Source organism: Heyndrickxia camelliae (genome assembly GCF_002844575.1).
Classification (GTDB): Bacteria; Bacillota; Bacilli; order Bacillales; family Bacillaceae_C; genus Margalitia; species Margalitia camelliae.
On record NZ_PIQO01000003.1, the window covers coordinates 221,845 to 236,127 of the forward strand.

Annotated in this window: 18 protein-coding genes and 1 riboswitch; of the genes, 9 read left to right on the forward strand and 9 right to left on the reverse strand. The window is 36.7% G+C overall.

The window, feature by feature from the left end; all coding sequences use genetic code 11:
- Positions 1-40 precede the first annotated feature (40 nt).
- From CWO92_RS06300 to CWO92_RS06310, 3 genes are all read left to right on the forward strand, one after another.
- Positions 41-952 carry an aldo/keto reductase gene (locus CWO92_RS06300; protein WP_101353349.1) on the forward strand — a complete coding sequence of 304 codons (912 nt, stop codon included), beginning with the start codon at positions 41-43 and terminating at the stop codon, positions 950-952.
- 493 nt (positions 953-1,445) lie between these two features.
- Positions 1,446-1,529, forward strand: a riboswitch (cyclic di-GMP riboswitch).
- Positions 1,530-1,561: 32 nt separating this feature from the next.
- Positions 1,562-1,705 (forward strand): anti-repressor SinI family protein, encoded by a 144-nt coding sequence (locus tag CWO92_RS06305; RefSeq protein WP_101353517.1) that lies wholly within the window; start codon positions 1,562-1,564, stop codon positions 1,703-1,705.
- A 143-nt stretch (positions 1,706-1,848) separates the two neighbouring features.
- Positions 1,849-2,178: a helix-turn-helix domain-containing protein gene (locus tag CWO92_RS06310; protein WP_101353350.1), complete on the forward strand. Its 330-nt coding sequence runs from the start codon at positions 1,849-1,851 to the stop codon at positions 2,176-2,178.
- A 45-nt stretch (positions 2,179-2,223) separates the two neighbouring features.
- Here CWO92_RS06310 and CWO92_RS06315 read toward each other — a convergent pair whose 3' ends face one another.
- The 4 genes from CWO92_RS06315 to CWO92_RS06330 all read right to left on the reverse strand — a co-directional run bounded on the left by CWO92_RS06315 (position 2,224) and on the right by CWO92_RS06330 (position 5,167).
- Positions 2,224-2,481, reverse strand: coding sequence for a DUF3886 domain-containing protein (locus tag CWO92_RS06315; protein ID WP_321207809.1), 258 nt, complete (start codon positions 2,479-2,481; stop codon positions 2,224-2,226).
- An 84-nt stretch (positions 2,482-2,565) separates the two neighbouring features.
- Positions 2,566-3,234 carry a CoA transferase subunit B gene (locus CWO92_RS06320; RefSeq protein ID WP_101353351.1) on the reverse strand — a complete coding sequence of 223 codons (669 nt, stop codon included), beginning with the start codon at positions 3,232-3,234 and terminating at the stop codon, positions 2,566-2,568.
- A gap of 30 nt (positions 3,235-3,264) precedes the next feature.
- Positions 3,265-3,954, reverse strand: a complete 690-nt coding sequence (locus tag CWO92_RS06325) for a CoA transferase subunit A (protein WP_101353352.1) — start codon at positions 3,952-3,954, stop codon at positions 3,265-3,267.
- 25 nt (positions 3,955-3,979) lie between these two features.
- Positions 3,980-5,167, reverse strand: coding sequence for an acetyl-CoA C-acetyltransferase (locus CWO92_RS06330; protein WP_101353353.1), 1,188 nt, complete (start codon positions 5,165-5,167; stop codon positions 3,980-3,982).
- Between the two features lie 255 nt (positions 5,168-5,422).
- On the opposite strand from CWO92_RS06330, the gene CWO92_RS06335 reads away from it, so the two are divergent.
- The 6 genes from CWO92_RS06335 to CWO92_RS06355 all read left to right on the forward strand — a co-directional run bounded on the left by CWO92_RS06335 (position 5,423) and on the right by CWO92_RS06355 (position 9,920).
- Positions 5,423-6,082 carry a 5-bromo-4-chloroindolyl phosphate hydrolysis family protein gene (locus tag CWO92_RS06335; protein WP_321207808.1) on the forward strand — a complete coding sequence of 220 codons (660 nt, stop codon included), beginning with the start codon at positions 5,423-5,425 and terminating at the stop codon, positions 6,080-6,082.
- The gene (locus CWO92_RS06340; protein ID WP_101353354.1) at positions 6,079-7,257 is read left to right on the forward strand and encodes a toxic anion resistance protein; all 1,179 of its coding nucleotides are present in this window, start codon (positions 6,079-6,081) and stop codon (positions 7,255-7,257) included. Before CWO92_RS06335 ends, CWO92_RS06340 begins: the two co-directional genes overlap by 4 nt.
- Before the next feature lie 261 nt (positions 7,258-7,518).
- A complete protein-coding gene (locus tag CWO92_RS06345; RefSeq protein WP_101353355.1) occupies positions 7,519-8,418 on the forward strand; it encodes a hydroxymethylglutaryl-CoA lyase in 900 nt (299 codons plus the stop codon).
- Between the two features lie 67 nt (positions 8,419-8,485).
- On the forward strand, positions 8,486-8,617 hold the full coding sequence (locus tag CWO92_RS26255; protein ID WP_268877577.1) for a hypothetical protein: 132 nt from the start codon (positions 8,486-8,488) through the stop codon (positions 8,615-8,617).
- A gap of 89 nt (positions 8,618-8,706) precedes the next feature.
- Positions 8,707-9,633 carry an alpha/beta hydrolase gene (locus tag CWO92_RS06350; protein WP_233270118.1) on the forward strand — a complete coding sequence of 309 codons (927 nt, stop codon included), beginning with the start codon at positions 8,707-8,709 and terminating at the stop codon, positions 9,631-9,633.
- 74 nt (positions 9,634-9,707) lie between these two features.
- Positions 9,708-9,920 (forward strand): CDGSH iron-sulfur domain-containing protein, encoded by a 213-nt coding sequence (locus CWO92_RS06355; protein ID WP_101353356.1) that lies wholly within the window; start codon positions 9,708-9,710, stop codon positions 9,918-9,920.
- 36 nt (positions 9,921-9,956) lie between these two features.
- Here the strand turns inward: CWO92_RS06355 and CWO92_RS06360 are convergent, their stop codons facing one another.
- From CWO92_RS06360 to CWO92_RS06380, 5 genes are all read right to left on the reverse strand, one after another.
- Positions 9,957-10,289, reverse strand: a complete 333-nt coding sequence (locus tag CWO92_RS06360) for a YolD-like family protein (RefSeq protein ID WP_101353357.1) — start codon at positions 10,287-10,289, stop codon at positions 9,957-9,959.
- On the reverse strand, positions 10,286-11,506 hold the full coding sequence (locus CWO92_RS06365) for a Y-family DNA polymerase (RefSeq protein ID WP_101353521.1): 1,221 nt from the start codon (positions 11,504-11,506) through the stop codon (positions 10,286-10,288). The genes CWO92_RS06360 and CWO92_RS06365 overlap by 4 nt, the downstream gene beginning before the upstream one ends.
- Positions 11,507-11,753: 247 nt before the next feature.
- Positions 11,754-11,930: a FeoB-associated Cys-rich membrane protein gene (locus CWO92_RS06370; RefSeq protein WP_101353358.1), complete on the reverse strand. Its 177-nt coding sequence runs from the start codon at positions 11,928-11,930 to the stop codon at positions 11,754-11,756.
- Between the two features lie 13 nt (positions 11,931-11,943).
- On the reverse strand, positions 11,944-13,953 hold the full coding sequence (gene feoB, locus CWO92_RS06375; protein ID WP_101353359.1) for a ferrous iron transport protein B: 2,010 nt from the start codon (positions 13,951-13,953) through the stop codon (positions 11,944-11,946).
- On the reverse strand, positions 13,950-14,183 hold the full coding sequence (locus CWO92_RS06380) for a FeoA family protein (protein WP_101353360.1): 234 nt from the start codon (positions 14,181-14,183) through the stop codon (positions 13,950-13,952). The genes feoB and CWO92_RS06380 overlap by 4 nt, the downstream gene beginning before the upstream one ends.
- Positions 14,184-14,283 lie beyond the last annotated feature (100 nt).

The following is a 14,283-nucleotide window of genomic DNA, read 5'->3' on the forward strand; positions in this document are numbered from 1 at the left end:
GCTAAAATAGAGAAAAAGAAGTGAAAGGAAGCTTTATTATATGAAAAAAAATAGATTAGGAAGCTCTGATTTATACGTCTCTGCACTTGGTTTAGGATGCATGTCTCTCGGAACGGATGAAAAGCATGCACAAGCGTTGATAACTGCAGCATTAGAGGAAGGAATCAATTATTTTGATACGGCCGATTTATATGATCATGGAGTAAATGAAGAGATTGTTGGAAAAGCATTAAAAGAAGTCCGCGATCAAGTTATTATTGCAACAAAAGTGGGAAATCGTTGGAATAAGGATCATTCTGGCTGGAGCTGGGATCCTTCCAAAAAATATATCAAGGAAGCAGTAAAACAAAGTCTTAAAAGATTGCAAACAGATTATATCGATTTATATCAGCTCCACGGCGGTACCATTGAGGATAATTTAGAGGAAACCATTGAAGCGTTTGAGGAATTAAAATCGGATGGATTTATTCGGTATTATGGAATATCCTCTATTCGTCCTAATGTCATTCGTCAATATATAGAAAAGTCTTCTATTATAAGTATTATGATGCAATATAGCCTTTTGGATAGACGACCAGAGGAAATTTCACCATTGATTAAAGAGCATGGGGTCAGTGTTGTTACCAGGGGGCCGCTTGCAAAGGGGTTATTAAGCGAAAAATGGCCGGACAAGCTTACTGAAAAGGGATATTTAGATTATTCCTATGAGGAGCTAACCGAATTACTTACAAGCATACAAGAAAAGTTAGTATCTGAGAATAGATCTATGACAGAATTAGCCCTACAGTTTAATTTAGCAAATGAAACTGTATCTTCTATTGTTGCTGGAGCTAGTTCCGTTAAACAAATACGAATAAATGCACAGGCAGTACGCTCCAATCCTTTAAATGATAATGAAAAAAAGATCCTACGGACATTGTCAAAGCAAAACATTTATAAAGATCATCGATAAGTAAAAATCGTCATGGCCTTATTTTTCGGCTTATAGATTATTCACGAACTGATGAAACTGGCACTTCAATTTTCACTTAGTGAAAAAAGGCACCCCCTTTTTACTGAGTAAAAACTACTAGACAGAGACTAGGTTTGGTAAAAAGTTAATACATGCCCCCTTTGATATGAAGGTCTTGTAATCAAGGCCCTTTTTCTTTTTGGGGGTACAAGTTCAAAAAACTTTCAACAATTTCTTCTCCCCTTTTACAAATAATTGTATGTTTTCCTATATTTTTTCAGAAGAAAAACGAGACACCAAGTACCTTTAAAGTTCTTTTTTACCAAAATGCGACAAATCCATTTAATTTGCCCAGAAATTCACGCTTCTAAACTAATCCTTCAATCTATTATTTCAACTTTTCGACATCGACATTTTTTTCGAGTATCGCTATAGTAATTTCTTTATACTCAAAATATAGAGAGAAAATAATAGATACTTAGTATGAATAATTATCAGAAAAGGGCAAACTTATTGAAAAGTAAGGACGCAAAGTCACAGGTCTAATGTTTGATACGATGACGGCTGGGCTACCTGAAATACATTGTATTTTAGGAGGTAAAAATGAAAATGGAAAAGAATTTATTGCCTGGTGCACAAAAACTGGATCAAGAATGGGTTGATTTAATTTTAGCTGCACTTGATATGGGAATTTCTGTTCAAGAGATCAAGGACTTCTTTCAACAAAAATCTAGTGAGTTAGATGTAATGTAATGGATGTTTTTACCTGTTAGTGACTATACTTACTTTTATCCGTTGCACATTTTAATTATTATAATTTTTTTGCAAATCCGTTCTAAATATGGAACCTTAATTTCGTTATATGTTATAATTAAGCGAAGGATGGTGACATACTTATGATTGGACAACGCATAAAAAATATTCGATTACAAAAGAAACTATCATTATCAGAACTTGCAGAGAGAGCAGGCATTGCAAAATCTTATCTTAGTTCCATCGAACGAAATATACAATCAAATCCTTCTGTTCAATTTCTAGAAAAAGTATCAGCCGTTTTGGGAGTTTCCGTACATACTCTACTCCATGATGAAGAAGAAGGACTAAACAATGCAGAACTAGATTCTGAATGGGAACAGCTAGTACGCGAAGCAATGAATTCTGGTGTTTCCAAAAATGAATTTCGAGAATTTCTAGAATTTAATAAATGGAAAATCAATAATAAATAAAGCGTTCATAGACAACAAGAACGCTTTACTGTTTTTATCCTATTTCTATTTAAACTTTTTCCAATCCATCGGATTTTCATTTAATAATTCTTCAAAGGATTTATTCTTTTCTTTTTGTCTTCTTTCTTTTCTCTTCCGTTCTTCCTCTTGAAGCTTTTGCTGTTCTTCTTCTTGCTTTAATTGTTGCTGAGCCTGTTTTAATTTCAACAATATATCTTGATTCAAAGAATCTCCTAATGTTAATTTTTCATCTTGTTTTTCTTTTTTAGGTTGATGCTTTTGCTGTTTTTTCATTTTGGTCATTTTTAATTCTCCCTTAATTGTTAAATGAAGAAAGGAGAATAGGTGGTTCTTTTCCCTACTCTCCTAATCATTTTACTATAATGACTAATAAGCTTCTAGTTGTACATCTTTTGGAACTATTACATTTGGTTCTGTAGAAGCTAGTACATCCTCTACTGTATATCCTTTTGCAACTTCCCTTAATATGAGTCCTTGACTGGACACATCCATTACGGCTCTATCAGTAATAATTCGATTAACTACACCTTTCCCTGTTAAAGGAAGACTGCATTTTTTGAGAATTTTAGGCTCGCCATTTTTATTTACATGGTCCATGATGACAATGATTTTTTGCGCACCGTGGACTAAATCCATCGCTCCGCCCATTCCCTTTATCATTTTTCCAGGGATCATCCAATTAGCTAAATCACCTGTCTCGGATACTTCCATTCCTCCCAATATGGCTATGTTTATATGGCCTCCGCGAATCATTGCAAACGATTCTGCACTATCAAAATATGCTGCACCAGCAATGGCAGTAACTGTTTCTTTTCCGGCATTTATTAAATCAGCATCTACCTCTTCCTCTGTAGGATAAGGGCCTATACCTAATAAACCATTTTCTGATTGCAGCACCACCTGCTTATTTTCAGATATATAATTTGCTACTAAAGTCGGCATCCCAATTCCCAGATTTACATAGTGACCATCTTCAATTTCCTTTTCCGCCCTTTTGGCAATCTTTTCCCGCACTAAACCTTTATCTGCTGACATGCTCCTCTCTCCTCCCTCTCCAGTGATAGATTATTTGCTGATGGTTCTTCTCTCAATGCGTTTTACCTGATTTCCTTGAATGACTCTTTGCACATATATGCTTGGAGTATGTATAAAGTTTGCATCCAGATCGCCTATTTCATAAAGTTCCTCTACTTCTGCAATCGTGACCTTTCCAGCAGCCGCAATCATTGGGTTAAAATTCCGTGCTGTTTTGTTGTATACTAAATTCCCCATTTTGTCGCCTTTCCAAGCACGAATTAAACTAAAATCTGCCGTTAAGGCCGCTTCCAAAACATATTCTTTTCCATTAAACATCCTAGTTTCTTTTCCATCTGCAATCGGGGTACCAACTCCTGCAGGCGTATAAAATGCCGGAATACCCGCTCCGCCTGCACGGATTTTTTCTGCTAAAGTACCTTGCGGAGTTAATTCCACTTCCAATTCGCCTGCTAATACTTGCCGCTCGAATTCTTTATTCTCACCAACATATGAACCTATCATTTTTTTAATCTGTTTATTCTGTAAAAGCGGCCCTAATCCCCAATCATCTACCCCACAGTTATTGGAAATCACCGTTAAATCTTTTACACCTTTTTCGACAAGTGCAAGAATTAAATTTTCCGGAATTCCGCAAAGGCCAAAACCGCCAACCATTAAAGTTGCACCATCGTGTATATCTGCTACAGCTTCCTGAAAGGATGTATATACCTGTTTCATTTATTCCCTCTCCCCTCTTGATTTCTTAAGCTAATTCAACAACCGTGGCTACCCCTTGCCCGCCGCCAATACAGAGCGTAGCCAAACCGTTTTTGACCTGTCTTCTTTGCATTTCATGAATAAGTGTGACAAGGATTCTTGCCCCACTTGCTCCAATTGGATGTCCAAGAGCAATTGCCCCGCCATTAACATTCAAAATCTCTTTATTAAAATTCAATTCTCTATCAACAGCCAAAGATTGCGCAGCGAATGCTTCGTTTGCTTCAATGAGCCCCATTTCTTCTAAGGACATGTTTGCCTTTTCCAAAGCCTTTTTGACAGCTATCACTGGGCCAATACCCATTACACTAGGATCCACCCCTGCATTTGCGTTTGCTTTTATGGTTACAAGCGGTTTAATCCCTAACTCATTTGCCTTTTTTCTTGACATGACGACAACCGCTGCTGCTCCATCATTTATTCCAGAGGCATTTCCTGCAGTCACCGAACCGTCTTTTTTGAAAGCAGGTCTTAATGAGCTTAATTTCTCGACTGTTGTCCCTTTCTTAGGATATTCATCTGTATCAAAAAGAATCGGATCGCCTTTTCTTTGTGGAATTTCCACCGCTACGATTTCATCCTTGAACTTGCCTTCTTCGATTGCTTTTATCGCTTTTCTTTGGCTTTCAGCAGAGAATTGGTCTTGTTCCTCTCGAGAAATTTGATAGCGTTCACACAAATTTTCAGCCGTGATTCCCATATGATAATCATTAAACGCACACCATAATCCATCTGTAATCATACTATCCACTAGTTTTTGGTCTCCCATTTTAAAGCCATCCCGTGCACCCTTTAATAAATATGGCGCCTGACTCATGTTTTCCATTCCGCCGGCAATAATTATATCTGCATCCCCTGCAATGATTGATTGGGCTGCAAGATGAACAGCTTTTAGCCCTGAACCGCAAACTTTATTTATAGTCATAGAAGAAACACTTTCTGGAACCCCTGCTTTAATAGCAGCTTGACGTGCTGGATTTTGTCCCAGCCCTGCTTGAAGAACATTTCCCATAATGACTTCGTCCACCTGATCTCCTTGTAATCCAGCTCTCTCCAGTGCCTGTTTGATTACAATTCCACCAAGATCTGGAGCAGATATATTTTTCAACGATCCATTGAAACTTCCTATTGCTGTTCTCACAGCGCTTACTATTACGACTTCCTGTTTTTCCATTCTTCAAACCCCCTCATTTATATATAAACATTGTAAACGTTATCATTACCTTCCCTCTACATTTTCGATAAAAATTTTGATTTTCCTGCTGAAAATATAGGTCATTATTTGCCGTTAATGTACTTAAGATGTATAGTACAATACTACTAGAGATGTATTTCTTTCCTTCACGATATTTTTTATAATAGAGGTTAGTGAAACCTTTTTACTTATCATTCGTATTTGAGTTGTAGTGCTCTAGATTGGAGTCGATTTATGATGAAATCATTATTTTCCTTTATTACCCGTATAATTATTGCAATCCCTGTTGCAGTACTTGTTTGGGTGATTAGCTATTTTGGGTTTGAGCAGGCCTTTTTCCCATCATCGATTTTCGCCATATTAGGTGGCGCAATCATATACTTAATAATTAAATGGATTAGTACAAGAAAGTTTTTGAAAAGGCATCAACTAACTCGAAAAGAATTGACATATATTGTCCAAAATCTTAAAGAAGCAAAAAAGAAAATTCACCGCCTTCAAAAAGTATTCTTTAATGTTCGAAACATTGGTGCATTTAAGCAAATGCTTGATTTAATTCGGCTTGTGAAAAGAATTTATTCAATTATAAAAAAAGAGCCAAGAAGATTTTATCAGGCGGAGAAATTCTTTTTCTATCATTTAGATTCTATTGTGGAATTGTCCGAAAAATACGCATTTTTAGCTGCGCAGCCTGTAAAAAATAATGAATTATACTTTTCTTTAAAAGATACACGCAATACTTTAAAGGAGTTAAAAAGGACGATAGAGAATGATTTATATGAAGTATTATCGAAAGATATTGATCATCTCGAGTTTGAACTAAATGTAGCAAAGCATTCCTTGAAAACACCAATAGACCCTCTTATAGATGAAGAAAGGAGATCGACAAAATGAGTGAGTCAAAAGAAAGCTTGTGGCAAGAAGATATAAGTGATGGATTGGATGATTTACTTTCCAATCCATTTGGAGAAAAAGAACTTGTAATTCAAGAATCTCCTACAGTTACCCAAGCGGAAAAGCCACAGAGGCTAATTGATGTTTTGCCGGAAGCAAATCGCGAAAAGGCAAGGCAGTTAGCAGAACAAATTGATCCAAAAAATCATCAGGCAATTATTATGTACGGAACACAAGCACAATCAAAGCTTTTAAATTTCTCCCATTCCATGCTAGATCATGTTCAAAAAAAGGATATAGGAGAAATTGGTGAAATATTAGGCGATTTAATGAGGAAATTACAACAGGTTAATCCTGAAGAATTATCTCCTGAAAAGAAAGGGCTATTTTCAAGAATGTTTGGGAAAATCTCCAGTTCTGTTCAAGAGGTGTTATCAAAGTACCAAAAAACAGGTGCACAAATCGATAGAATTAGCGTTAAATTGGAGCTTTCAAAAAAAACACTTTTATCTGATATAAATATGCTCGAGCAACTCTATGAGAAGAATAAAGACTATTTTCATGCTCTAAATATTTATATTGCTGCAGGCGAACTAAAGGTAGAAGAATTATACACAAAGACTATTCCAGAATTAAAGAAAAAAGCGGAAGAAACCGGCGATCAAATGGCCTTTCAAGATGTGAATGACATGATTCAATTTGCAGATCGTCTGGAAAAGCGACTACATGATTTAAAATTGAGCAGACAAATCACGATTCAAAGTGCGCCGCAAATCAGATTAATCCAAAATACAAATCAAGCATTAGCGGAAAAAATTCAATCATCCATAATGACGGCCATTCCACTTTGGAAGAATCAAATTGCGATTGCATTAACGCTCATACGTCAACGAAGTGCGGTTGAGGCTCAAAAACAAGTTTCTAAAACAACCAATGACCTGCTACTTAAAAATGCGGAAATGCTCAAATCAAATACAATCGAATCTGCAAAAGAAAATGAACGCGGACTTGTTGATATTGAAACATTAAAAAAGACACAAGAAAATCTTGTTTCTACTTTAGAAGAAACACTTCGCATCCAACAAGAAGGACGTGCAAAACGCTATCAAGCTGAACAAGAACTGATCACCATGGAGAACGAACTGAAGCAAAAATTATTGAATCTAAAATCTTGACAACGAATGCAAAAACTCCTTGCTCATCGATATACGGATGAATGCAATTTCAAGTGTAACGGATGTTGACTTATCCTAGAAAGGGACGGAGAAGTTATAGACTATTTTTTTAATAGGTTATCCATATTATTAATTTATGTTTTACTTAAAGTTAACAAAGGCAATGTCCTATTTTATGACATTGCTCTTTTTTATGAAAAATCATTATTGCAATTCTACGTCCCCTCTTTTTACAATAGATATATAGGCAAAGGGGGAGAAATGATGGATTTACCTACAAAAGTTACAATTATCGAGGTTGGGCCTCGCGATGGGCTTCAAAATGAGAAATACTTTGTTCCAACGGATGTTAAAAATAAATTTATTGGGCAGTTAAAATCTGCCGGACTAATAGAAATGGAATTAACCTCATTTGTGTCACCAAAATGGGTTCCACAAATGCAAGATGCTGCAGAGATTGTTTCAGCTAATTCCACAGATACATATCGAAATATTGTACTAGCCCCTAACCGTAAGGGAGTTGACCGTGCTATAGAATCAGGATGCAAGGCAATCGCGGTATTTGTTGGGGTTAGCAATAGCTTTAATAAGAAAAATATTAATAAAACAACCAAGGAAAGTATGGCGGAATTGAAACCAATTATTGCTGAACTGAAAGCCAATAATGTGTTTGTCCGGGCATGTATTTCCACTGCTTTTTATTGTCCATTTGAAGGAAAAATAGCCGAAGAAGATACCATTGCACTTTGCAAAGAGTTTGCGGAATCAGGAGTCGATGAATTAAGTGTTGCGGACACTATTGGAATGGCAGTCCCTACGGAATCGTATTCCCTCTTCTCACGTTTGAGGCAACAACTTCCGGAAATTTTGCTAACCGCTCATTTCCACGATACAAGAAAGTTGGCGCTCACCAACATTTATGCTGCTCTCGAAGCGGGCATTCATCGCTTTGATGCATCGGCAGGTGGTCTCGGCGGCTGCCCATTTGCTCCAGGTGCAACCGGTAATGTGGCAACAGAGGATGTTGTATATATGATGGAGAGAATGGGGATTGATACTGGCATTCAATTAGATGAACTCGTCAAAGCCATTGATATTATCGTTCCTTCCATTTCCCGAAAAATCGAAACCGGATATTATCAATTAGCGAAAACAATGTAAAGGTATAGTTTTCATCTATAATGCTTATTTTAATGATATCGTCTATTTTAAGGAGGTATCATGAACGATGACGAAGCAACGTGAAAAAGGCTATAGTCAAAAAGGAAAACCTACTGCGGACACAACTAAAAACGTGTTAGCTGCTGAAGAACTTGATAAAGCAATTCATCCAACTAAAAGACAAAATTCTAAGCAATAATAAGTGACACTGCCAATATGGGCAGTGTCATCTTTTTTTGTTTTCATATGGTAAAATAAAGGAAAGAATGGAATTTGGAGGTGCTATGATTGAAGAAGTTTCTTTCGGTTCTGGGAGGCACTACTTTACTGGCAGCAGGTTTGGGATTGTATATGTCACAGCGAATTGTCTATATGATGAGAAAGGACGAAAAACTAATTTATGATCGTGAAGTGAAGGCAAAAAGAATCGATCCAGTCCGTTATGAAGAATTGCCAAAACAAGAAGTTTGGATCAACTCTCCTTTTGGCTACTTAATAAAAGCAGTTGTGGTTCGTCCTTATCCTGATAGAAAAAAATACATGATTTTTTCACACGGTGTAACGGAAAACAAAACGAACTCCATTAAGTATATGGACCTTTTTCTTAAAAGAGGCTTTAATGCGATTATTTACGATCATCGCCGTCATGGGGAGTCAGAAGGAAAAACAACAAGCTACGGATATTTCGAAAAGTACGATTTAAAAGCAGTTGTTGACTACCTGCTTTCTACCGAAGGAGAAGATGTGTTTTTTGGAATTCACGGTGAGTCAATGGGAGCAGCTACGACTATTCTGTATGCTGGAAGCCTTGAAGATCGGGCTGATTTTTATATCGTTGACTGCCCTTTTTCCGATTTTCGTGAACAACTAGCCTACCTATTTTCAAAAGAGATGAAGCTACCTGGAAAATGGTTTTTGCCTCTGGCTGACCTTTTTGTACGTATACGCGGAGGTTTTCGCCTTAAAACAGTCTCCCCTATTCAGGTGATCCAAAACATTCATAAACCTGTTTTGTTTATACATAGCACAAAGGATGATTATATTCTGCCTGAAATGACAAAAACTTTATACGACAGAAAAAAAGATCTTAAGATGTTGTTCATGGCAACAAATGGTGGACATGCACAATCCTTTAATGAGAATAAGGAAGAGTATGAGCAAGCAATTGATGAGTTTTTTAATATTTATGTGAATAGAGAATTCGTGCAACATTAGATTTATGTTGCATTTTTCTTCTTTTCTTTATACCATCTAATAAGACATGATAATTTTAGAAAGGGTGGTTACATATGGCAAAGGCACAAATTAAAGTGAATGATAACGGATCCTATCGTATATCTGGTGACGTTGAACTTATCGATGCCGAAGGAAATGTATTCGAAACGAAGCCTTCTTTTTCATTATGCCGCTGTGGATTATCTAAAAATAAACCGTTCTGTGATGGTTCACATAAAGGGCATTTCGAATCCTGTGTCCGCGCAGAGAAAAAAGAAGAAGAATAACGCTTATTTTGAAAAATAACCGTCCAAAAGGGCGGTTTAATCTTTTATTTGTACATTTATTATTTCATTGAAATGCACAAATTCTACATTATCATTCATGGTTTTAATCTTGATTTTTTTTTCTAAAGGATCCATTTTCATTACTCTGCCAACAATATTCTTTATAAAGCCATTTTCAAAAAGAGAAAATTCCAAAGGTAGCTTAAATTCCTGAGCATACTTTATCCTCTCTTCAAACTCCTGAATTTGGTATTCATCCAATATTGGTTTGTTCTGTCGTTTTAAATCTATCGACATATCTCTTAACATTTTTACATGCTCCGGCAGCATTAAAGAGACCCATTTTTTATTCCCTCTATCACGAATCATGCTTTATGTCCTCCCACAAGCGCTGAGCGTTTTAAAGATGTTCCAGCTTCAGTAAAAGATACAGCCCTCAATATCGATGCCGAACCGAATTTATCTCTAATTTTATCTACAACATATCCTAAATCGTGTAATTTTGCTTTATTAGGTTCAAATAAATTTAACTGCAAATTACTATCATTAACAATATTGGAGAGAGTGATGGTTATTTGACGAACATTTTTGCCTGAATAAAATTTATCAAATAATTTTAAGCATACCTGATAAATCGTCATGGTTACATTGGTCGCCTCTTCCATTGTATAAGAGCGATGAAAGCCTCCTCCAAAATCAGAATCACTATATCCAATTCCTAAACTAATCGTCCTTCCCGATTTTTTTGAAGCACGTGCTCTGCGTGCTACTTCCTCACACATTTCTAATATGACTATTTTGATTTCATGCTCTTCTTTATAATCACGCAGTAATATTTGACCTTTCCCAAAACTAATCTGCCCCTCTATGATAGGAGCTCCCAACTCGGATAAATCTACACCCCAAGCGTGATGGTACAGTTGGTTTCCCATAATACCAAATTCTTTCTCTAATAATTTCAGGTCATATTTTGCCAAAGCACCTACAGAGAAAATTCCCATTCCATTTAGCCTTTTTTCCAACCTTCTTCCTATCCCCCACATTTCTCGTAATGGAGATACAGGCCATAATTTAGTTGGGACATCCTCATAGGTCCATTCCGCTATTCCATTCTTTGCTTTTTTAGATTCCAAATCCAATGCTAATTTTGCCATCAGCATATTGGGACCAATACCGATAGTGCAAGGCAGTCCGAAGTTTTCAAAAATCTCATTTTTAATCATATGTGCAATGGTTTTCGTGTCACCAAATATATGTTTCAAGCCATCTACTTTAATAAACGATTCGTCCACACTGTAGACATGTATATCCTCCATAGGTGCATACTTATTAAAAATTTTTATTAATTCCGTGGAAATTTGCAAATAAGTCGACATTTGTGCTTCAACAACGTGAATCCTGTGGTCGTTAGGAATATTAAACAATCGAGAAGATGCTGATTTAATGCCAAATTCCTTTTTTAATTTCGGAGAAGCGGCGAGAACAATACTTCCCGGTTGCTCTTTGTTTCCAACCACAGCTAAATAGCATTCCATCGGGTCAAGTCCGCGCATAACAGCACTACAGCTTGCATAAAAACTCTTCATATCGATGCATAAAATCTTATGATGCGGGAGTTTGCTGTAATCAATGGTCACTTTTCTTCACCTTCATTAGGTTTTATTTATATTTCCATAAACGAACTTATGTTCTTATTATATTCTATATTTTATTCGAATATACGTTCGATTTCAATTTATATTTTTTGGAAAATGCATGTACCTAATAAATGTGAATAAAGCTGTATACCTTATTTATATCTATTTAACTCCATAAAAAAAAAAGTAAAACCCCTTATGATGAAAAGGGGTTTACTTTTTTATCTTTAAGCACTGTATTGCATGCTGACTGACAATTATTTTTCAAAGAGCAATGGGCACAAACACCTTGTTTACTCTTCTTCACAAATTTATATAATGTAAAGGCTGCATATCCGAAAATTAAAGCCCCAATAATAATGCTTGCCAACATCGGTCACCACTCCCTATATTCCAAGAATAAGCTTTCCACCATGATAAACGATTAGCGCTAGTACATATGCAATGACAAGTGCATAACCAATGCTAAACACCGTCCATTTCCATGAAGACGATTCATTTCGAATCGCTGCCACTGTCGCTACACATGGTATATAAAGCAAAACAAAGACTAAGAAGCTATAAGCTGATAAAGGGGTGAAATAATGCGACAACAACCCTTGAAGAGCTGTTGAGTCCGGCGTATGGTAAATAATCCCCATCGTCGAAACAACCACTTCTTTTGCTAAAAATCCTGTAATTAAAGCAGCACCTGCCTGCCAAATTCCGAATCCAAGCGGAGCTAATAGTGGAGCAAACCAACCGCCAACGATTGCTAAAAAGCTATGGTCTAAATCCACTCCCATACCTCCTGGTCCAAAATACGATAAAAGCCAAATGGCAACAGACCCGCCAAAAATAAAGGTACCTGCCTTTCGAACAAAACCTTTTCCTTTATCCCAAGTGCTTCTCCATAATGTTAAAGCATGTGGAACGCGATATGGAGGAAGCTCGATGACAAACATAGAAGGCTCATTTTTCATTAGCACTTTTGAAAACAGCTTTGCCAGAACAAGCGCCACCACAATACCCAATACATATAATGAAAAGACGACAATTGCTTGATGCTTATCAAAAAAAGCACCGACAAACAAAGCATAGATAGATAATCTTGCGGAACAAGACATCAAAGGAGTTAAAAGAACCGTTAATAATCGCTCTTTCGGCTGTTCAATCGTTCTCGCAGCCATAACGCCGGGAACATTACAGCCAAAACCAATTACCATTGGAATGAATGCTTTTCCGTTTAATCCTACCTTTTCTAACACACGGTCCATAACAAGTGCTGCTCTAGCCATATAACCGGAATCCTCAAGAAGTGATATAAACAGAAACAGCACAAAAATTTGCGGAACGAAAACAAGAACACCGCCAACTCCTGCCACTATTCCATCAGTAACAAGATCCTGAATAAACGAACTAGCCCCAACAGCATTTAAGCCTGCATCAATCCAGTTACTTAATGGTCCCGAAATAAAGGAATCCAATAAATCAGATAAAGGTGTCCCTATCCAATCAAAGGTAACGGTAAACATAAGAAACATAAAGAATAAAAAGATTGGAATTCCTAACCAGCGATTCGTAACAATTTTATCGATTCGCTCCGTCCAATTTTTCTTCTGTTCTGACTGTGTATTGATACTATCTTGTATAACCTCGTCAATCCAAATTCGACGTTTTTCAAAGATAAGTCTTGAAGCAGATGAAAAGGAAGTCTTCTCCTTTACTTCTCTTTCTACAAAATCGATTATCTTTTGCACACTGTCTTTAGATACCCACTGCTCTATGTATATACGAGCATCAGGGTTCCCTTCCAGCACTTGAAGAGCAAGCCAACGAGTGGGAAGATTCAACTCTTTTTCTTTTAATATTTCGGTGATTTTTGTAATCCCCAGTTCGATAGCATCACCGTATTGTATATTTGGAATATTGCCTTTTACACCATTAATGGATGTAAGCTGCTGTGTAAGCTCATGACACCCTTTCCCGCTTCTTGCCGTAATCGGAACGACGGGAAGACCTAGCTTTCTAGACAAGGTTGCAGCATTAATATGAATGCCTCTTCTTTCCGCAACATCAATCATATTTAAGCCGATTATAACTGGGCTCCCAAATTCAAGGAGCTGAACAGTGAGCTGTAAATTCCTTTCAAGCTGTGATGCATCCACTATATTAATGATATTTTCAAATGTTTCATTCAAGAAAAATTGAATAACAACAGATTCGTCTTTTGAAAATGGATAAAGGGAATAAACACCAGGCAAATCGATGAGATCGCCTTTTATTTCCTTTAATCTACCTATCTTTTTCTCAACCGTCACACCGCTCCAGTTTCCAACATACTCATAGGAACCAGTTAAATGATTAAATAAGGATGTTTTTCCGGTGTTCGGATTTCCAACTAGAGCCGTAATCATGATTCACATTCAACCTTAATCTTTTGTGCATCACACCGACGAATTCCTAACAACTGACCTTGGCATTCGACCATACAAGGTCCGCCAAACGGCATTACACATTTTAATTTAATTGGACAACCTTCAAAAACTCCTACATGGAGTAAACGGTGTTTTAATGCCTCATCCACTTGAGAAAGATCAGAAATACTTCCTGCTTTGCCTTCAAGTAATTCTAGTAAAGTCGACATGATGATTTCTCCGTTCCATTCAAATAATTGAGAATGATAAATCTTCTCATTTACTAAAGTTATTTTATCACGAAGTTGGGCGATAAGGAACTATGAATTT